This is a genomic window from Ruegeria sp. BG5, from assembly GCF_056538425.1.
In genome coordinates this window covers 212,734-232,467 of the sequence record NZ_JBQFTC010000005.1, presented here as the reverse complement: position 1 = coordinate 232,467, position 19,734 = coordinate 212,734, and the positions used below count along the sequence as shown (strand labels likewise).

At 60.4% G+C, this 19,734-nt stretch carries 21 protein-coding genes; 16 read left to right on the top strand and 5 right to left on the bottom strand.

The genetic code is table 11. The features are described 5' to 3' along the window. Positions 1-55: 55 nt before the first annotated feature. From ACR0KX_RS16060 to uvrC, 6 genes are all read left to right on the top strand, one after another. A complete protein-coding gene (locus tag ACR0KX_RS16060) occupies positions 56-985 on the top strand; it encodes an ABC transporter ATP-binding protein (protein WP_170737341.1) in 930 nt (309 codons plus the stop codon). Continuing rightward, complete coding sequence (locus ACR0KX_RS16055; RefSeq protein ID WP_170453233.1) at positions 982-1,743, top strand: ABC transporter permease; 762 nt, start codon at positions 982-984, stop codon at positions 1,741-1,743. The genes ACR0KX_RS16060 and ACR0KX_RS16055 overlap by 4 nt, the downstream gene beginning before the upstream one ends. A 114-nt stretch (positions 1,744-1,857) precedes the next feature. Beyond that, positions 1,858-2,655: a S49 family peptidase gene (locus ACR0KX_RS16050; RefSeq protein WP_170453232.1), complete on the top strand. Its 798-nt coding sequence runs from the start codon at positions 1,858-1,860 to the stop codon at positions 2,653-2,655. A gap of 168 nt (positions 2,656-2,823) precedes the next feature. Further along, positions 2,824-3,795 carry a calcium/sodium antiporter gene (locus ACR0KX_RS16045; RefSeq protein WP_170522064.1) on the top strand — a complete coding sequence of 324 codons (972 nt, stop codon included), beginning with the start codon at positions 2,824-2,826 and terminating at the stop codon, positions 3,793-3,795. Positions 3,796-3,816: 21 nt separating this feature from the next. Beyond that, positions 3,817-4,596: an SDR family oxidoreductase gene (locus ACR0KX_RS16040; protein WP_480708589.1), complete on the top strand. Its 780-nt coding sequence runs from the start codon at positions 3,817-3,819 to the stop codon at positions 4,594-4,596. A gap of 290 nt (positions 4,597-4,886) precedes the next feature. Then, positions 4,887-6,761 carry an excinuclease ABC subunit UvrC gene (gene uvrC / locus ACR0KX_RS16035; protein ID WP_480708588.1) on the top strand — a complete coding sequence of 625 codons (1,875 nt, stop codon included), beginning with the start codon at positions 4,887-4,889 and terminating at the stop codon, positions 6,759-6,761. Here uvrC and ACR0KX_RS16030 read toward each other — a convergent pair. Continuing rightward, on the bottom strand, positions 6,758-7,642 hold the full coding sequence (locus tag ACR0KX_RS16030) for a DMT family transporter (RefSeq protein ID WP_170624139.1): 885 nt from the start codon (positions 7,640-7,642) through the stop codon (positions 6,758-6,760). The two genes, uvrC and ACR0KX_RS16030, sit on opposite strands and share 4 nt — an antisense overlap. 169 nt (positions 7,643-7,811) lie before the next feature. Between ACR0KX_RS16030 and pgsA the strand changes: the two genes are divergently transcribed. The 3 genes from pgsA to ACR0KX_RS16015 are packed head-to-tail and all read left to right on the top strand — an operon-like array spanning position 7,812 to position 9,201. Then, complete coding sequence (gene pgsA / locus ACR0KX_RS16025) at positions 7,812-8,480, top strand: CDP-diacylglycerol--glycerol-3-phosphate 3-phosphatidyltransferase (RefSeq protein WP_170453227.1); 669 nt, start codon at positions 7,812-7,814, stop codon at positions 8,478-8,480. Between the two features lie 3 nt (positions 8,481-8,483). Then, positions 8,484-8,729, top strand: coding sequence for a molybdopterin converting factor subunit 1 (moaD, locus tag ACR0KX_RS16020; protein ID WP_170522072.1), 246 nt, complete (start codon positions 8,484-8,486; stop codon positions 8,727-8,729). 1 nt (position 8,730) lies between these two features. After that, complete coding sequence (locus ACR0KX_RS16015; protein ID WP_170624137.1) at positions 8,731-9,201, top strand: molybdopterin synthase catalytic subunit; 471 nt, start codon at positions 8,731-8,733, stop codon at positions 9,199-9,201. A gap of 333 nt (positions 9,202-9,534) precedes the next feature. On the opposite strand, the gene ACR0KX_RS16010 is transcribed toward ACR0KX_RS16015, so the two are convergent. The 4 genes from ACR0KX_RS16010 to ubiA all read right to left on the bottom strand — a co-directional run bounded on the left by ACR0KX_RS16010 (position 9,535) and on the right by ubiA (position 13,756). Continuing rightward, complete coding sequence (locus tag ACR0KX_RS16010; protein WP_170624134.1) at positions 9,535-10,119, bottom strand: hypothetical protein; 585 nt, start codon at positions 10,117-10,119, stop codon at positions 9,535-9,537. A 368-nt stretch (positions 10,120-10,487) separates the two neighbouring features. Further along, on the bottom strand, positions 10,488-10,808 hold the full coding sequence (locus ACR0KX_RS16005) for a hypothetical protein (RefSeq protein ID WP_170624132.1): 321 nt from the start codon (positions 10,806-10,808) through the stop codon (positions 10,488-10,490). Between the two features lies 1 nt (position 10,809). After that, entirely contained in the window at positions 10,810-12,729 is a 1,920-nt protein-coding gene (locus ACR0KX_RS16000) for an OmpA family protein (protein WP_480708587.1), read from the bottom strand. Positions 12,730-12,793: 64 nt separating this feature from the next. Continuing rightward, positions 12,794-13,756: a 4-hydroxybenzoate octaprenyltransferase gene (gene ubiA / locus ACR0KX_RS15995; protein ID WP_480708586.1), complete on the bottom strand. Its 963-nt coding sequence runs from the start codon at positions 13,754-13,756 to the stop codon at positions 12,794-12,796. Between the two features lie 12 nt (positions 13,757-13,768). Here ubiA and ACR0KX_RS15990 point away from each other — a divergent pair, with 12 nt between their 5' ends. The 7 genes from ACR0KX_RS15990 (at position 13,769) to pheS (ending at position 19,702) form a co-directional block, all read left to right on the top strand. Beyond that, positions 13,769-14,494, top strand: a complete 726-nt coding sequence (locus ACR0KX_RS15990) for a 16S rRNA (uracil(1498)-N(3))-methyltransferase (protein WP_480708585.1) — start codon at positions 13,769-13,771, stop codon at positions 14,492-14,494. Further along, the gene (locus ACR0KX_RS15985) at positions 14,464-15,336 is read left to right on the top strand and encodes a GNAT family N-acetyltransferase (protein ID WP_170624124.1); all 873 of its coding nucleotides are present in this window, start codon (positions 14,464-14,466) and stop codon (positions 15,334-15,336) included. Before ACR0KX_RS15990 ends, ACR0KX_RS15985 begins: the two co-directional genes overlap by 31 nt. Then, entirely contained in the window at positions 15,333-15,860 is a 528-nt protein-coding gene (locus tag ACR0KX_RS15980; RefSeq protein WP_170453218.1) for a hypothetical protein, read from the top strand. The genes ACR0KX_RS15985 and ACR0KX_RS15980 overlap by 4 nt, the downstream gene beginning before the upstream one ends. Positions 15,861-15,925: 65 nt before the next feature. Further along, positions 15,926-17,296, top strand: a complete 1,371-nt coding sequence (locus tag ACR0KX_RS15975) for a glutamate--cysteine ligase (protein WP_170624122.1) — start codon at positions 15,926-15,928, stop codon at positions 17,294-17,296. A 174-nt stretch (positions 17,297-17,470) separates the two neighbouring features. Further along, on the top strand, positions 17,471-17,932 hold the full coding sequence (locus ACR0KX_RS15970) for a hypothetical protein (protein WP_480708584.1): 462 nt from the start codon (positions 17,471-17,473) through the stop codon (positions 17,930-17,932). 15 nt (positions 17,933-17,947) lie between these two features. Beyond that, the gene (locus ACR0KX_RS15965) at positions 17,948-18,547 is read left to right on the top strand and encodes a Hint domain-containing protein (protein ID WP_480708600.1); all 600 of its coding nucleotides are present in this window, start codon (positions 17,948-17,950) and stop codon (positions 18,545-18,547) included. 81 nt (positions 18,548-18,628) lie between these two features. After that, positions 18,629-19,702 (top strand): phenylalanine--tRNA ligase subunit alpha, encoded by a 1,074-nt coding sequence (pheS, locus tag ACR0KX_RS15960; protein ID WP_170624120.1) that lies wholly within the window; start codon positions 18,629-18,631, stop codon positions 19,700-19,702. Positions 19,703-19,734 lie beyond the last annotated feature (32 nt).

Genomic DNA, 19,734 nt, shown 5'->3' with positions numbered 1-19,734 from the left:
TGACCTGTTCCGCGTGCGGATCGCGGGATATGGTCGGCCAAAACGGGGACCGTGCATGACCGCCATTTTGTCCATAAAGGATTTGCGCAAATCCTATGCTGACGGGTTTGAAGCGCTGAAAGGCGTGTCGCTGGATATCGAAGAGGGTGAGATTCTGGCGCTGCTGGGGCCAAACGGGGCGGGCAAGACCACCTTGATCTCGACGGTTTGTGGTATCACGACCCTCAGTTCAGGGTCGGTCACCGTAGGCGGGCATGACATTCAGACCGAGTTTCGCGCCGCCCGCAAGATGATCGGACTGGTGCCGCAGGAGATCGCGCTGGAGCCGTTCGAGAAGGTCTATAACACGGTGCGGTTTTCGCGCGGCTTGTTTGGCCACGGCCATGACAGTGCGCGGATCGAGGAAATTCTGCGCAAACTGTCGCTGTGGGACAAACGCAAGAATGCGATCAAGGAACTGTCCGGTGGGATGAAGCGCCGCGTGTTGATCGCCAAGGCGCTGGCGCATGAGCCCCGTGTGTTGTTTTTGGATGAGCCAACCGCCGGGGTCGATGTCGAGCTGCGCAAAGATATGTGGGAGATCGTGGCCGAATTGAAACGGGCCGGTGTCACCATCATCCTGACCACCCATTACATCGAAGAGGCCGAAGCCATTGCCGACCGCGTCGGGGTCATCGACAAGGGTGAGTTGCTGCTGGTGCAGGACAAGGACACGCTGATGGCGCAAATGGGCAAGAAGCAGATCGAGGTCATGCTGACCGAGCCCATAACGGACATTCCCGACGCTCTGGCGGCACATAATCTGGTTCTGAACGGCAATGGCGACGCGCTGGTTTATACCTATGACACCCATGCCGACCGAACCGGGATCACCACGCTGTTGAATGATGTGGCGCAGGCCGGGCTTGTCTTGCGGGACGTTCAGACGCGGCAATCCAGCCTGGAAGAGATTTTTGTCAATCTGGTGTCGGGAGAGCCCGCATGAACTGGTCAGCCGTCGCAGCCATCTACCGATTTGAAATGGCGCGGTTTTTCCGCACCCTGGCGCAAAGCTTTCTGTCGCCTGTCCTGTCCACGTCTTTGTATTTCGTCGTTTTCGGCACCGCCATCGGCAGCCGGATTCAAGAGGTTGAGGGCGTCTCCTACGGGGCCTTCATCGTGCCGGGACTGATCATGCTGTCAGTGGTGATGCTGTCGATCTCGAACGCCTCTTTCGGTATCTATTTTCCCAAGTTTCTGGGTACGATTTACGAACTGCTATCCGCCCCCGTGAACTTTATCGAGATCGTGATTGGCTATGTCGGGGCGGCGGCGACCAAGGCGTTGTTTGTGGGAATCGTGATCCTGATCACGGCGACCTTTTTTGTGGATATTCGCATCGAACACCCCTTTGCCATGGCGGCGTTTCTGATCCTGTCCTGTCTCAGCTTTTCCCTGCTGGGCTTCATCATCGGCATCTGGGCCAGCAATTTCGAGCAGATGTCGCTGGTCCCGCAGCTTGTTGTGACCCCGCTGATCTTTCTGGGCGGGACGTTCTATTCGATCTCGATGCTGCCGCCGCTGTGGCAGACCATCACCCTGTTCAACCCGGTTGTGTACCTGATCTCGGGCTTCCGGTGGTCGTTTTACGGGCTTGCAGATGTGCCGATTGTGTTCAGCCTGCTGGCCATTGTGGCCTTCACCGGGATCTGTCTTGGCGTCATCGGATGGATCTTTAAAACCGGTTGGCGCATCCGCAGCTAGGCCACTGGCGGGCGTTGCATTTTTGCCCATTGGTGTCAGGAAATTGTCTCACGTCACGTTTTGCGATCTGAGAGTCCCTTGTTTAGACGTTGGGGGCACTCTACATCGGCACGCATGAAACTCAGCCTGCCGTTTGTCAAAAAGCACCCCGTTGTGGCCGTCGTGCGCCTGTCCGGAGCCATTGGTATGGCCGGGCGCGGGGCGTTGAACGATACCTCTCTGGCGCCCGTGCTGGAGAAGGCGTTTCGCAAGGGCAAACCGGTTGCCGTCGCGCTTGAGGTCAACTCGCCCGGTGGATCGCCGGTGCAAAGCTCGCTGATCGGGGCGCGGATTCGGCGGTTGTCAGACGAACTGAAGATCCCCGTGATTGCCTTTGTCGAGGATGTTGCTGCCTCGGGCGGGTATTGGCTGGCCGCGGCGGCGGATGAAATCTGGGCCGACGACAGCTCGGTCCTGGGATCAATCGGGGTGATCTCGGCCGGGTTCGGGGCGCATGAATTTCTGGCAAAGCAGGGGTTTGAACGGCGTGTGCATACGGCGGGAAAATCGAAATCGATGCTTGATCCTTTCCGACCGGAAAAGAAAGAGGATGTGAAGCGCCTGCAAGGTCTGCTGGGCGACATCCATGAAAACTTCATTGCCCATGTCAAATCCCGCCGGGGCGACAAGCTGGACGAAAATGCCGATCTGTTCACGGGCGAGGTCTGGCTGGCAAAACGCGCGCAGGAACTGGGTCTGATCGAAGGCATCGCCCATCTGAAACCCAAGATGCAGGAACGGTTCGGCGAGAAGGTCAAGTTCCGTCGCTACGGTCTGCGCAAACCCATCTGGTCGCGCTTTGGGGCCTCGCTGGCGCAGGACGCCATTGCAGGGTTAGAGGAGCGGGCGGCCTACGCGCGTTTCGGTTTGTGACGTGATCATCAAGATTGTCACTTTGTTTCTGGTCGCCATGGGTGTTTTGGCGATGTTCGGCAAGCTGCGCTTTCCGGGGCAAAAGCGGTTGAGTTCCGCAAAATGCCCGCGCTGTGGCCGGTTTCGGATCGGCAAGGGCCCGTGCGCCTGCGAAAAAGGAGGCCGGACATGACGGCATGGCTGCTCTCCGGCCTTGGGTTGGTGATCCTGCTGCTGGCCGGCGATGCGTTGGTGCGCGGTGCGGTGAACCTGAGCCTGCGGCTGGGTGTGCCAGCGCTGATTGTCAGCCTGACGATCGTGGCCTTTGGCACCTCGGCCCCCGAGTTGCTGATTGCGATCAGCGCGTTGAAGGAAAACGCGCCGGGGATCGCGCTGGGCAACGTGGTCGGGTCCAATACCGCCAATATTCTGCTGGTGCTGGGTGTCCCTGCCTTGCTGGCGACCCTGCACACCAGCGAGTGTGACAGTCGTAAGAACTATGTGTTCATGCTGCTGGCCAGTGTGTTGTTCATCGGTCTGGCGTTTTGCGGCGTCTTCAATCTGGTCAGCGGTGCCATTTTGCTGGCCGCACTGGGCCTTGTTCTGTGGAATGCGTTCCGCGAAGCCAAAGCCCACCGCAAAGCCTGCGCCGATGCCGAGAACGGATGCGCCGAGGATGAAGAACTGGACGGTCTGGAAGAGGCCGACCCGGACATGCCGTACTGGAAGATCTCGATCTACTTGATCCTGGGTCTGATCGGCCTGCCCATGGGGGCGCACTTGCTTGTGGACAATGCCACCGTCATCGCGCGGATGTACGGGATCAGCGAGACGGTGATCGGGTTGACGCTGGTTGCAGTCGGAACGTCTCTGCCCGAACTGGCCACAACCGTTATGGCGGCGCTGCGGCGTCAGGCGGATGTGGCGCTGGGCAATGTGATCGGGTCGAACATGTTCAACCTGCTGGCCATCGTCGGCATCGCCACATGGTTCGGCAACATCCCCGTCGACCCGGAATTCCTTGAGTTCGATCTGTGGGTCATGCTGGGCGCATCGCTGCTGTTGATCCCGTTTGTGTTCTTCAAACAGGACATTTCCCGGATCTGGGGTCTGGTGTTGACTTTCCTTTATGCGCTTTATGTCACCACATTGCTGATGTGACCTGACAGAAAGAGGTAGCCCATGACCCGAGCACTAGTGACCGGAGCCGGTATCCGTCTGGGCCGCGCCATGGCGCTGTATCTGGCCGGGCGCGGGTATGATGTGGCTGTGCATTACGCGACGTCCGAAGGACCGGCGTTAGAGACCGTTGCGCAGGTCGAAGCCCTTGGCCGGAAAGCAGTTGCGCTGCAGGCTGATCTGCTGGATGAGGCTCAGGTCACCGCCCTGCTGCCACGCGCGGCCGAGGCGCTGGGCGGGCCGATCACCTGTCTGGTGAACAATGCCTCGATCTTTGAATACGACAATATCAAAACCGCAACGCGCCAAAGCTGGGACCGGCACCTCGACAGCAACCTGCGCGCGCCGTTTGTGCTGACGCAGGCCATGGCCGAGCAGGGTTTGCAGCCCGAAACAGATGCTCAGGGTGAGCCTGTGGCGACCGGGCTGATCGTCAACATGGTCGATATGCGGGTGCGCAAGCTGACGCCCGAGTTCATGACTTACACCATCGCCAAGATGGGTCTGTGGGCACTGACCCGGACGGCGGCGCAGGCACTGACCCCGGCCATACGCGTCAACGCCATCGGGCCGGGGCCAACCATGCAAGGCCACCGCCAGTCCGAAGCACATTTTCAGGCGCAGCGCGCCAACACCGTGTTGGAACGCGGGGCGAATCCTTCTGATATCACGGCAGCCTTGGGCTATTTCCTGGATGCGCATGCGGTCACAGGACAGCTTTTGTGCGTGGATGGCGGGCAGCATCTTGGGTGGCAGACGCCGGATGTGCTGGGGGTAGAATAAGCAATTCCCGTGCAAGTTTTGCACCGCTCTCATTCGTGTTACCTGCCCGTTACAAAAATGTCTTTTTTTTCATGCACTTGCTAAGCGTTCAAAAAAATAACATTTGAAAACAATACGATATGGCATTGCCTATTTTTTGTGCAACTTGACGAAACAGCAAGGAAACAAGGAAAAATCCAGCCTCACGGAAACTTATCTTCACACTTATCCACAGAAACCGTGGATTTGTTTTCTCTTGAACTGAGACGCGCAAGATTGCAGCCATTGTCAGGGAATCATATCTCAGGGCCATGACCTCCCACAGCGAATCAACTTCGGACACTCAGCCAACCGGCTATGCCTGCATCCAGCGTTATGTGAAAACGCTGGACAGCTCTCCGGGTGTGTATCGGATGCTGGATGGGGACAGTCGGGTTCTGTATGTGGGCAAGGCGCGGAACCTCAAGGCACGGGTGTCGAATTACACGCGCCCCGGGCATTCGGGCCGGATCGAGAAGATGATCGCCGCGACCGCCTCGATGATGTTCCTGACCACACGGACCGAGACTGAGGCTCTGCTGCTGGAACAGAACCTGATCAAGCAGCTCAAGCCCAAGTACAACGTGCTGCTGCGGGATGACAAAAGTTTCCCGAATATTCTGGTCGCCAAGGATCATGCCTTTCCGCAGATCAAGAAACATCGCGGGGCAAAAAAGGAAATGGGTGCCTATTTCGGGCCGTTTGCCAGTGCAGGCGCAGTGAACCGGACTCTGAACCAACTGCAAAAGGCATTTCTGTTGCGCAACTGCTCGGATTCCATGTTCGACAGCCGCACGCGGCCCTGTTTGCTGTATCAGATCAAGCGCTGTTCTGGGCCGTGCGTGGACCTGATCAGCGAGGCCGACTACCGCGAAAGCGTCAGGGATGCGGAACGCTTCCTGTCGGGCCGTTCGACCAAGGTGCAGGAGGAACTGGCAGAACAGATGATGGCCGCGTCCGAGGCGATGGAGTTCGAACGCGCCGCAAGTCTGCGTGACCGCATCCGGGCATTGACGCAGGTGCAGACCAGTCAGGGCATCAACCCGCGCGGTGTGGCCGAGGCAGATGTGATCGGCCTCTATATGGACAGCGGGCAGGCCTGTGTGCAGGTGTTCTTCATCCGGGCCAACCAGAACTGGGGCAACAAGGATTTCTATCCGCGCGTGGGGGCCGATGTGTCCCCGGCCGAGGTGATGGAGGCTTTCCTTGGCCAGTTTTACGACAACAAGGAACCGCCCCGGCAGTTGATCCTGTCGGATGGGATCGAAAACGCCGATCTGATGCAGCAGGCGCTGACCGAGAAGGCAGGCCGCAAGGTGGAAATCCTCGTGCCCCAACGCGGTGAGAAGCAGGAACTGGTCGCGGGAGCCCTGCGCAACGCGCGGGAATCTCTGGCCCGGCGCATGTCGGAAAGCGCCACGCAGGCCAAGCTGTTGCGCGGCGTGGCTGAGGCGTTTGATCTGGACGGGCCTCCTGCGCGGATCGAGGTTTACGACAACTCTCATATTCAGGGCACCAACGCGGTCGGCGGCATGATCGTGGCTGGCCCTGAGGGGTTCATGAAAAACGCCTATCGCAAGTTCAACATTCGGGGCGATGACCTGACGCCGGGCGATGACTTTGGCATGATGAAAGAGGTTCTGACCCGCCGTTTCACCCGCCTGCAAAAGGAAGACCCCGACCGCGACAAAGGGTTATGGCCCGATCTGTTGCTGATCGACGGCGGCGCGGGGCAGGTGAGTGCGGTGCATGAGATCATGGTGGAATTTGGCGTCGAGGACATCCCCATGGTCGGCGTCGCCAAAGGCGTCGACCGTGACCACGGCAAGGAAGAGTTTCACCGCACCGGCCAGCGCCCCTTTGCCCTGAAACGCAACGACCCGGTGCTGTATTTCATCCAGCGCCTGCGGGATGAGGCGCACCGGTTCGCCATCGGCACCCACCGTGCGAAACGGGCCAAGGCCGTGGGCGCGACCCCGCTGGATGAAATCCCCGGCGTGGGCGCGGCGCGCAAACGCGCCCTGCTGGCGCATTTCGGCAGCGCCAAGGCGGTCAGCCGGGCCAATCTGGCGGATCTGAAAGCGGTCGAGGGGATCTCAGCCGGGTTGGCGCAGAAGGTTTACGATTTCTTCCACGACAAGGGCTAAGTCCGCCGCCCGCGCCACAGGATATACAGCCCCGAGGCGACGATCAGTGCGGAACCGATCCACATGGTCTGGTCCAGACGTTCTCCGAACATCACCACACCCAACGCCACACCGAACAGCAGGCGGGAATAGCGGAACGGCGTGACGGCTGCGACCTCTCCGGTGCGCATGGCTTTCATCAGCGATGCATAGGCGATTGTTCCGAAACCCACGGCTCCGGCAACGTGCAGGCTTGTGTTCAAATTCAGCGCGGCGACCGGGGCCTGTTCCCAAAAGCTATAGGCAAACCCGGCGATGATCACGCAGGCAAAGCCATAAAAGCCCAGAACTTCGGTGCCCAGACTGGCCGGGGCCGCACGGCTGGCCAGATCGCGCCCGGCAAATCCCAACATGCCAAACACAGCCAGCAGAGACAGCAGCGTGAAACTCTCGCCGGTTGGTTGGATGATGATCACAACGCCGAGCAAACCGACGAGAATGGCGCTCCACCGTCGCCAGCCGACGGTTTCGCCAAACAACAGCGCGGCGCAGGCGACGACGACCAGCGGGGTGGCCTGCAGGATCACGGTGGCCGAGGACAAGGGGGTCAGCGTGAAGGCCAGTATGTAAAACAGGCGTCCCAATATCTCGAACACGGCGCGGATTTTCATCGCGGGCGACAGCACGTCGGGCTGCCATAACCGAGTGCCACGCGCAAACGCGACACTGGCAAAGATCACCGCACCGCCCGCACCGAACAGGACCAGGATCTGCCAGATCGGCAGCGTCTGGGCGGCAGCCTTCAACAGCGCGTCCTCAAGCGCGAAACACGCCATCGCGCCGATCATCCACGCGCTGCCCGTCAGGTTCGCACGCGCATCGGTTTGAATATTCGGGGTCATATGTCGCCCTTGGCCAAGTCACCCGCAATCTGACGCCATTCCGACCTGGGGCCAAGAGGCAATGCGGCCCCGCACCAAACCCGCAGCGCTTTGAACAACCGCCTGTGATTGGTGCAGTTTTTTGCGCGTTCGTCTTTTCTGTCCTGACCCGGCGATGTAGGGTCTGCGCATGAAGTGGAACTTGCCCAATATTCTGACCCTGCTGCGCCTGCTGGCGGCACCCGGTCTGGCCGTGATGTTTCTGTATTTCACCCGCCCCTACGCAGACTGGTTTGCCCTGATCCTGTTCATGTCGGCGGCGATTACGGACTGGTTCGATGGCTATCTGGCCCGCGCGTGGAAGCAGGAAACCAAGATCGGAGCGATGCTGGACCCGATTGCCGACAAGGCCATGGTGGTGATCGCGCTGATGATCCTTGTGGGATACTCGACCGAGCACTGGACTCCGTGGCTGGTGCTGCCCGCCACCGTGATCCTGTTTCGTGAGGTCTTTGTCTCGGGCCTGCGCGAATATCTGGGGGATGTTGCCGGGACGCTCAAGGTAACAAAGCTGGCGAAATGGAAGACCACGGCGCAGATGTTCGCCATTGCAATTCTGTTTTCGCAGGGGATCTTTGAACACTACTTTGTGATGGCTACGTTCGGCATGGACGCGCCGACCATCGATCAGGTTTTGACCGGCCAGATCGAGGATGTAAACAACATCGCCTGGACGTTGGAGGGCATGTATTGGTCGGGTCAGATCGGGTTGTGGCTGCTTTGGATCGCCGCGACTCTGACATTGATCACCGGCTACGACTACCTACGTAAAGCCATGCCCCATCTGAAGGAGAGCTAAGCGATGGACGTGCTGTATTTCGCCTGGGTGCGCGAACGCATCGGCCTGCCGAAAGAAAAGGTCGCGACCGAGGCTGCGACCGTGTCCGAGCTGGTCGCCGAGCTTAGCGCACGCGAAGATCGCTATGCCGCCGCCTTTGCCGACATCTCGGCCCTGCGCGTGGCGCTGGATCAGGAATTGTCCGACTTCGACGCCCCCTTGGCCGGGGTGCGCGAGGTCGCATTTTTCCCACCCATGACCGGTGGCTGAGATGCGGATCGCGGTTCAGGAAGCGCCATTTGATCTGGGGGCCGAGGCCAATGCTTTTGCTGCCGGTGACGACGCCAACGGCGCCATTGTGACCTTTACTGGGGTGGTGCGCGATCTGGCCTCGGGCGATCTGGATGTAATGGAGATCGAGCATTATCCGGGCATGACCGAACGCGCCCTGACCAAGATCGCGGAAGAGGCCCGCGCGCGCTGGTCATTGGGCGACGTGCTGGTTATTCACCGCCACGGACGACTTGCTCCGGGCGACCGCATCATGATGGTGGCCACCGCTGCGCGGCATCGCAAGGATGCGTTCGAGGCGGCCGAGTTTCTGATGGACTACCTCAAATCCCGCGCGCCGTTCTGGAAGAAGGAAATCACCAACTCCGGCGCGGAATGGGTTGCCGCCAAGGATGAGGACGAAGACGCGCTGACCCGTTGGGATGGAACGTCGCAACTCTCTGAGTCTTGATGCGAAATTTCTGAATCAATGCAGCGTGACCCGACACGTAGCATTGGCCCGAACACCGTGTATTGCTGATCCAGTGTCGTCAGTGCGGGACCAAGTTGTCGTTAAACCCACACGCGCCAATGTCAGCTTCAAGAATGTGCTGGTCACGAAACACTCGGAAATAGCAGTGTTGCGGATCAACGAGCGGGAGTGGTGGCCGAGCGTCAGAAGAAGCCGCCAGTGCCGTCGGACGGGGCTTCTCGCGATTGGTGAGGTACTGGCTAGGGCGAAGGACAAACAGGAGCGTCGAGAGGCACGGTAGAGGGGTCTTGACCTGCGCCACGTGCCAGAACGTCAAGCTGTAATTCCAAGGTCTGCTAGTAGCTTACCAATTTTCTCAGCGAAGCCCCACAACACATTCACGGACTTTATCCGCTCCTCGATTCCTTTGAGAACGCTTCCGATCACAGGTTTAGAACGCTTTCCGGCGATCTGCTCCGACAGGGTCCCGAGCAGTTCGCCTACCTCGTGCTTTTCCTCTTTCGTGATCTCATCGGAATCGACCACAGCTTGCGCGAAGTCTTTGATGGTGTGACCCAGCTCCTCAGCGTCACTTCCTTCCGTGATCGTTATAACTGCATTGATCTTCGCTAGGTCACCAGTGTTCAAAACGCCCACGGATGAATTTGAGATGGTGATATGGTTGTTTGTCATGGGGCGGCTCATTGCTTGGGATAGCGCGCTAACCGGGATTCTACCACCTCCCAGAGGAATGCCCGTCACCATGTCCATTTCATCCATGGCATGGTTCATCATAGCAGCGTTCATCAGGAAGCCACGGTAATTGTTTTCTTGCAGGATCGCATTGCAGGACAGGCACAGATACAGCCCGTTATCGTATTCGTAGAGCGCTGGCCGTTCACATTGACCACATTTCATAGGTTCACTTTATCCTAAGCCAGTGAGGCCGTCATCAACCACTCGATACAGGTGAGTAAGTCGCGCTACTGTATTTCTGCGTGCAATGTTGTTCGAGACCAGCTCTGGTTTTTGATCATAGCGCGAAAAACCGACGTTCGTTGTTGCCGCAGCATCTGACACCTAGGGCTTATAGCCGACACTTCCTAAAGAGCGCCGTACAGATCAGTACTCCTGTACCTAATCTCTTTGCTCCAAAGATGTTTGACTGGGGCACATCTCTGATGTCGAGCGCTCACCTTGTTACTGATCCAACTATGGCGGTTGCGTCAGGTTCGGGTGACGTTCAACAGCTAGTAAGCCCGAAGGTCTCAATCCTGAGGAAATTTCTAGTCCGCGTTGTTGATGCGTCCGCGCAGTTCCTCAGCCTCTTGCCGCGCGGCGCGCAAGCCGTCCATGGCAGCGGCGAGTTCGGCTTCAGCCTGGGTCAGTTGGTTGGTCAATTCGGCCTCGCGCTGTTGCAGGTAGGTGATCGCCTGATCGCGGGTTTCTTCGGCCTCGTGCAGCTCCTGGCTCATCCGGTCCAGATCGGCCACGTCGCTTTGGCGCACGCGGGACAGGCGGTGGGCCAGCCAGTTGGCGAACCAGCCCATGCAGAAGGCCGCGAACAGGATGACGGCGGTGGCGATGATGAATTCGGTTCTGTTCACTCTATTGATCCTCTGCATCCGCATCCGCATCCGGTGCGGTCGTGTCGGTCTGGTCCGGCTCGGTCGTGCCGGTTTCCAGCGCTTCAAGCCCGGTTTCGGTGTTTTCGACCGGTTCCGGGCGGATCAGGCGGAACTCGATCCGGCGGTTTTCCTCGCGGCCCGCTTCGCTGTCATTGTCGGCGATGGGCTGCGTTTCCCCATACCCGACGGCGGTATAGCTTGAGGTCGGAATCCGCCGCCCGCGCAATTCGTTCAGGATGGATTGCGCCCGCGCCTGGCTGAGTTGCTGGTTCATCTCTTCGCGGCCCTGACTGTCGGTATGGCCCTGGATTTCCAATCGGATCGGGCCGCATTCGCGCAGGATATCGGCGATCTGGTTCACCGCATCGCGCGAATCCGCCGCGATTGTGGCCGAGCCGGGCTCGAACGCAATTTTGCTGGCTTTCTGTACCTCGGCAATCCGTTCCTCGCACAGCTCGGGATCGGGCAGAGCGTCCTCGGGTTCCGGTGGCGGTACATAGGTGATGGACAGGGTGAAATCCTGCGCTTCGCCCAATTTCTCGGACAGCATCCCGGCGATGCGGGCCTTGGCGTCTTCGTCATGGCTGTTGCCGCTCAGGTCCACTGATTCCGGTGTCACAGTCAAAGCGCCGTTTTGCAGAAGGGACAGCGCCTCAAGCCCCGCCAGAACACGGACAGGCCAGTCTGCGGGCAGATCAGGAACGACGCGGGTGGCTGTATAAACCTGTTCCGACCCAAAGGCGGCTCGGGCATAGCTGTCGGCCATGTCCCGCAGGGTTTCATCGCCCACGCGACCGCGCAATTGGACCAGTCCTTCGGGGCTGCGCGTGGCTGAAAACTCAATCGGGCCTGTGGGTTCTTCGTCCTCGGGTTCGGGCAGTACGGCGTGCAGGGCGAAGACCTCGGGCAGGGCGTTTTCCAGTTCGCCCACCACACGGTCAAACAGGGCGGGATTGGTTCCTTGCGCGGCAATCAGGGTGATATCTGCATCGGACAGGGTGATCGATCCCTGCCCAATCTCGGCCAGCGCCTTGATGCCAAGGGTTGCCGCGTCTGCCCAACGGGGCGACGGCACACCCAGACCGATGGTGCAGGTATATGTCGTGCTCAGACCGGCCTGCTGTGCGGCGGCAATGATCTGATCCCGCGCCTCTTCATCCTGGGCCGAGCAGGCGTCAAACTGGCCACCATCCGCGCCGATCAGGTAACGCAGGGTGAAAGGCGTTATAACCGGGCGCGGGGCCGAGATCGACAGACCGATGCGCAGGCTGGGCGGCGCGGTGCGGGTCAGGTCCTGTTCCAGCTGTTCCTTCTCGGCCTGACTGTCGGCGATGGCGGTTACTTTCACCAGCCCCGGGCTGGCCGAGATCTTTGCACGCGGCAGGCGCGACAGGGCGCTGACCGCATAGGCAATCGCCTCATCCCAGCCATCGGGTTTCGGGTAGTCGGCAGTTTCCATCAGATCCGCAACAGGGGCCGCGCGATCCAGATCGCTAAGCCTGTCGACAAGGTCATCTCGGCTTTCGCTGGCCGGGAACAGGCCAATGACCGAGATGCCGCTGTCATTGCGCAGAATCTCGACCGAAAAGCGCGGCGCGGCCAGCGCGGTGGTGGCGGTGACCTCCATCTCGTCGATGACGCGCGAGGTATCGACCTCGGTTCCCGCAGCGGTCAGGGCATTGAACCGTGTGGCCTCGTCCGGTGCGATGCCGGTCAGCACCACGCGCAGCCCGTCTGACTGGACCTCGGCCCAGTCATGGCCTTTCAGGTCCAAGGCCCGTCGCACAGCAAATTCCGAGCTTTCCTCGATCTTGGTGACGGCAAAGCCGGCCGCCAGCAGTGACGCCCCTGCAGATACAAGAAAGATCAGGGACACGGACAGAAAATACGGCAGACGCATGTGCGGGCTAGTGACTCCTCAGGCGTTTGGGCGGACTCTTACAGACCCCGGCCCGCAGGTGCAATCAGAGCAGCAGCGCGACGCAGAGGAAGATCAGCGGAATAAGGCCGGTGTCCCGGTTCGACTGGAACAATTGCAGCAGCTTGGCATTGTTTTCCAGATCCAGACCGCGCAATTGCCACATCATGTGCCAGCCCATCGCCCATGGACCACCAAGGGCGATAACCAGCACCAGAATCGACCCGCCGGGAACCAGCGCGTCGATGATCGCCAGCCCCATCAGCGAAACGGTAGCGGCCAGAAAATACTTGAGCCATTTTGCCGTATCGGTCCCGAACAGGCGCGCGGTGGATTTGATGCCGACCAGTTCGTCATCCTCGGCGTCCTGATGGGCGTAGATGGTGTCATAAAATAACGTCCACGCGATGCCCGCCAGATATAGGGTGATCGCGGGCCAGCCCACTGATCCGGCATGCGCAGCCCAGGCAAGCAGCGCGCCCCAGTTGAAGGCCAGCCCTAGAAACACCTGCGGCCACCATGTAAAGCGCTTGGCAAACGGGTAGATCGCCACCGGCAGCAGCGACAGCACTCCCATCGCAATTGCCGCCTGATTGAAGCTGAGCAGGATGCCCAACGCCAGCAGGCACTGCAGAATCATCCAGCCCATTGCCTGTCGCACCGTGACCTGACCTGCAGGCAGCGGGCGCGACCGCGTGCGTTCGACCTGCGCGTCGAACTCTCGGTCGGTGATGTCGTTCCAGGTGCACCCCGCCCCGCGCATCAGGAACGCGCCCAGCGCGCATCCGATGGCGATCCACAGATCCTCCAACCGCGCTTGCCCGTCGTGCAGGATGGCCAGCGCCAGACCCCACCAACAGGGAATCAGCAAAAGCCAAGTTCCGATGGGCCGGTCGGCGCGGCTGAGGCGCAGGTAGGGGCGCGCGAAAGCGGGGGCATAGGTGTCGACCCAGTTGCCGGTTACGGCATCGGCGACCTGACCATCTGGTGTTGGGGCATTGCCTTGCATATGTAAGGTCTCATGAGTGCGAAGATCAGACTGTATGTAGAGCAGCCCTTGGGTCAGGGGCAATCGGTTGAATTGACGCGCGAGCAGGCGCATTACCTGTTCGGCGTCATGCGCCTGACGGTTGGCGGCCACGTGGCCCTGTTCAACGGCAAGGATGGCGAATGGCTGGCTGAGGTTACCGAGGCTGGAAAGCGCGGTGGTGTTCTGATCTGTCTGGACCAGACCAAACCGCTGCAACTGCCGCCCGACCTGTGGTTTCTGTTTGCGCCGATCAAAAAGGCCCGCACGGACTTCATCGTTGAAAAAGCAGCGGAAATGGGCGCGGCGCGGATTGTGCCCGTGCAGACCGAGTTCACAAATTCCGAACGCATCCGACAGGACCGTTTGCAGGCCCATGCGGTTGAGGCAGCCGAGCAATGCGGCGGCACGTTTGTGCCCGAGGTCGCCGATCTGCAGCGACTGGATCGTGTACTGGACGCGTGGCCCGAGGGGCGTCAGTTGATGTTCTGTAATGAGGCCGAGGTGGGCTCGGCCCTGCGGTTGGCGGCCAACGAAAAGGGTCAGCCATGGGCCATTCTGGTGGGTCCCGAGGGCGGATTCTCGGACAAGGAACGCGCGCGTCTGGCGGCGCTGCCCTTTGCGCATGTGGTCAGCCTTGGCCCCCGTATCCTGCGGGCCGATACGGCGGCGGTGGCGGCGCTGACAATGTGGCAGCAGGCGTTGGGGGATTGGGCGTGATCCGCGAGGCTGCTTCACCCGACGCTCCGGCCATTGAGGCGTTTTTGGCCGAATATCCTGACACATCCATGTTTCTGCGCAGCAATCTGGCAGCGCATGGGGTTGGACTGGGAGACAACGACCACTCCACCCGGTTTTTCATTTGGGGGGCGGATCACATCCAGGGCGTGTTCGGCCTGACCAAAAAGGGGTACCTGATGGCGCAACTGCCCGATTGTTCGCCGCGAGCCGCGCGGGCCTTTGCGGGTCAGATCGCAGGTCAAACCGTGTTGGGCATGACAGGGGCCGCACCGCAGGTTGCGGTAACATTGAACGCGCTGGGGTTCGGACAGGCGGACTATCGTCTGCACCATGATGAACCCTTGTACCGCCTTGATCTGCACGAAGTACCCAAAGCGCAGATTCCCTTTCGCGGCCTGTCAGAGGCTGATCGGCCGCTGCTGACCCCTTGGTTTGCGGATTATTTTGAGGATACCGGTCAGGCCAAAGGGCAAGAAGCGTTGGATATGGCCCCCGACCGGATCACCACCGATATTCAATCGGGCCGAGCGATTGTCATGCTGGAAGGCGACGCTCCGGTTGCCATGGCTGCCATCAACGCATCCGTCCACGATCAGGTTCAGGTGGGCGGCGTGTTTGTACCGCGCGAGAACAGAAATCGCGGCCTCGGGCGCAGGGTCACAACAGCCCTGCTGCAAAAGGCAAAGACCGAGGGCGCGAACACGGCCATCCTGTTTGCCAATAACCCACCCGCTGCACGCGCCTATGAGGCGATGGGGTTTCAGCAAGTCGGATGGTACCGGATCGCCCTGTTAGAAAATCCACAAGAGGCCCTGAAATGAGCTTTATCCGACCCGAAGCAAAGCAGGCCCTGTGGCGCTGGCGCGAAGTGTTGGTGGCTGTGTTTGTCCTGATCCTCGGCCTCAGTTGGATCAGTGGGCCCGGTGGATTGCTGGGTTGGCTCGGCTGGGTGCTTGTGGCCGTCGCAGTGGCGCTGGCGGTGATCGGGGTGCAGCGCGGGCGGTTCCGGACCGGGTCGGGCGGGCAGGGTGTTGTCACCGTCGACGAAGGTCAGATTAACTACTTTGGCCCGCTGGACGGCGGCATGGTCGCCACGCGCGAGATCGAGCGGCTGGCGCTCGACCCGACCTCGACCCCGGCGCATTGGGTGCTGGAACAACCGGGCCAACCTCTGCTTCACATTCCTGTGAATGCCGAAGGGGCCGAGGCGCTGTTCGATGTCTTCTCGGCCCTGCCGGGATTGAAAACCGAACAAATGCTGGCGGAGTTGAACGGTGGCGCGAGCCATCCGGTGGTGATCTGGGAACGCACCCCCTTACGGCCCGCGCATCTCAGGCTGCATTGACACCGGCGCGGTTTGCCCCCACGACTGACCAACCAGACAGACACATCAGGATCGGAGCGCGATTCATGTCCATCCCCCAGTCCGGCGGCGGACCGATCGAACGTCATGAGCAATTGGCCGAATACCTGGAATCGGGCTGCAAGCCCAAGCAGGATTGGCGCATCGGCACCGAGCATGAAAAGTTCGGCTATTGCAAGGACACCCTGAAACCGCTGCCATTCGAAGGCACTCGGTCTATCGTGGCGGTGCTGGAAGGTCTGCGGGATCGGCACGGCTGGGCCGAAGTGCGCGAAGGCGGCAAGCTGATCGGTCTGGAGAAAGACGGGGCGAATGTCAGCCTCGAACCCGGTGGCGCGCTGGAGCTGTCGGGGGCGCCGCTGGAAACGATCCACGAGACCTGCGACGAGGTGAACACCCACCTGCGCGAGGTAAAGGACATCGCTGACGAGATCGGCGTGGGCTTCATCGGTCTGGGCGCAGCCCCGATCTGGACCCACGAGGAAATGCCGCTGATGCCCAAGGGCCGCTATCGGCTGATGAACGACTATATGGAGAAGGTCGGTACCATGGGCCGCGCCATGATGCGGCGCACCTGCACCGTTCAGGTCAACATCGACTTCGGGTCCGAAGCCGACATGGTGCAAAAACTGCGCGTGGCGCTGGCGTTGCAGCCGGTGGCAACGGCGCTGTTCGCCAACTCTCCGTTCTTCGAGGGCAAGCCCAACGGCCAGAAAAGCTGGCGCAGCTATATCTGGCGGCATCTCGATGATGCGCGCACGGGCATGTTGCCCTTCGTGTTTGAAGACGGGTTCGGGTTCGAGCGCTACGTGCAATATGCGCTCGATGTGCCGATGTATTTTGTCTATCGCGACGGTCAGTATGTGAATGCTCTAGGCATGTCCTTCCGTGACTTCCTGAAAGGCAAGCTGCCCGCATTGCCGGGCGAAACACCGACCCTGTCCGATTGGGCCGACCATCTGACCACCGCCTTCCCCGAAGCGCGGATCAAGAAATTCATGGAGATGCGCGGCGCTGATGGCGGCCCGTGGCGCAGGCTGTGTGCGCTACCCGCCTTTTGGGTTGGCCTGACCTACGATCAGGGCGCGCTGGATGCAGCTTGGGATCTGGTCAAGGGCTGGGATGCCGAAACCCGCGAAGCGCTGCGTGTTGAGGCCGCCAAAGACGGGTTGCAGGCGCAGGTCGGCAACATCAACATGCACGATCTGGCGCGCGAGGTCGTGGCGATCTCGGAATCCGGGCTGAAATCCCGCGCCTTCCCCGGCGCAGGCGGTCTGGTGCCGGACGAAACCCATTTCCTGAATGCGCTGAAAGACAGTATCGAAACCGGCAAGGTTCCGGCAGATGAATTGCTGGATCACTATAACGGCGACTGGAACGGCGATCTGACGCGGGTGTTCCCGCAGTACAGCTACTGACACCGACCTAACACGCCGAGCAGCCCACCTTACCCCTTTGGTGAGGTGGCGTGCGCGTCGTAAGCTGCCGTGTGGTAACGCAAATTGTGATCGCCTGTGGATTGAAGGCGTTCATCGTTCGTGAATACAAGCGTCCGAGTAATTGCGACGACCTTTCCCCAAAGGATGCCCTGAATGCCCCGCATCAGCGAATTGCACTACGCCGACCCGTTTGTCGTTTCCTCCGGCGTGAATGAGTTTGTCGAAGTTGCGCTGGGCGCGTCGGAAGATCCGGCAGATTTCACCGTTTCGCTTTACAACAGCGACGGCACCGTCGGGTTAGAGATCGCGCTGACCGATCCCGGCGTCGTAGTGACCACCGACCCGGACAACAATGAGCAGGTCTTTGTCATCTCGGCAGATAACTTCACCTTCCTGCTGACCGACCCCGATGCGCCTGTTCCGGTGAACGATACGATCTTCGAAGCGGTCGCATTGACCAACACAAGTACCAATGAGGTCATCGACTTCTATGACATCGGCAACGGCACGCAGAATATCACCGCAATCGATGGGCTGGCTGCGGGGGCGACGTCCGAAAATCTGGTTGTTCTGACGGGTCCCGGCTCGACCACCACATCCTTGCAGTTCAACTAGCCCAACCCGAACACGCTGGTTCACGCCGATGTTTCGCCCGGTGACAGTGGTGCCGCCTGTTTCACGGCGGGCACGTTGGTGGATACGCCACACGGGCCCCGCCGTATCGAAACGCTTGAAACGGGGGATTTGGTGAACACCGTTGATAACGGCCCGCTTCCGATCAGCTGGATCGGGGGCAGCACTGTGTCCGGGCGTGACCGCTTTGCCCCGATCCGGATCAGCGCCGGAACACTGGGCGCCAAGGATGACGTTCTGATTTCCCCCCAGCACCAGGTTCTGATCACCGGCTGGCAAACTCAGCTTCTGTTTGGCGAGCATGAGGTGCTGGTTCCCGCCAAGGCGCTGGTCAATGGCGCGACCGTGACCGCCGTGACCTGCGATATCGTGCGCTACATCCATATGATGTTCGACCGCCACCAATTGGTGACCACAAGCGGTCTGGTGTCCGAAAGCTTTTTTCCCGGGCAAGAGGGGTTGGATGGTCTGGGCAGCGACGCCACGGATGAGATCCTGACCCTGTTCCCCGAATTGCGCCATCACCCCGAAACCTATGGCGAGACCGCGCGCCCGGTGCGGCAGGACAGAACCACCGCTTTGTTGCGCTGCGCCTGATTGCCCGGCCCCTCTTGCTTTCACGGTCCGCTGTGATAGCAGAGCCTGAACAGCAGTCAGGGGCCAAGGTCAGGAAGCGTCATGGACGATCTCAAGGCAAAATATCTGGGTCAGATCGCCGAAGCAGGCGACGAGAACACGCTCGAGTCGATCCGCGTCGCCGCCGTCGGCAAAAAGGGCGAGGTCGCGCTGAAGATGCGCGAACTGGGCAAGATGACCCCCGAGGAACGTCAGGTCGCAGGCCCCGCGCTGAATGCGCTGAAGGATGAGATCAACTCGGCGCTCTCCGCCAAGAAAGCAGCACTTGCCGATGCCGCGCTGAATGAGCGTCTGCGCACCGAATGGCTGGACGTCACCCTGCCGACCCGCGCGCGCCGTCAGGGCTCGATCCACCCGATCAGCCAGGCGACCGAGGAACTGACCGCGATCTTTGCCGAGCTGGGTTTCTCGGTGGCCGAAGGGCCGCGGATCGAGACCGACTGGTATAATTTCGACGCCCTGAACATCCCCGGCCACCACCCCGCGCGGGCCGAGATGGATACGTTCTACATGCACCGCGCCGAGGGTGACAATCGCCCGCCGCATGTGCTGCGCACCCATACCTCGCCGGTGCAGATCCGCTCGATGGAGAAGCAGGGCGCGCCGATCCGCGTGATCTGTCCGGGCGGCGTGTACCGCGCCGACTATGACCAGACCCACACGCCGATGTTCCATCAGGTCGAGGGGCTGGCGATTGATAAAGACATCTCGATGGCGAACCTGAAATGGGTTCTGGAAGAGTTCGTGAAGGCCTTCTTCGAGGTCGACGATGTCGAACTGCGCTTCCGCGCCTCGCACTTCCCCTTCACCGAGCCGTCGGCCGAGGTCGATATCCGCTGTTCCTGGGATAACGGCCAGCTGAAGATCGGCGAGGGCGACGACTGGATGGAGATTCTGGGTTCCGGCATGGTCCACCCCAAGGTGATCGCTGCGGGTGGGATTGATCCGGAGGTCTATCAGGGCTTTGCGTTCGGCATCGGGATCGACCGTCTGGCGATGCTGAAATACGGCATCCCGGATTTGCGGGCGTTCTTTGACAGCGATCTGCGCTGGCTGCGGCACTACGGGTTTGCGGCGCTGGATATGCCGAACCTGCATGGTGGTTTGTCGCGGTGATCTATCACTTTCTGAGCGTCAATCGCGGAAGG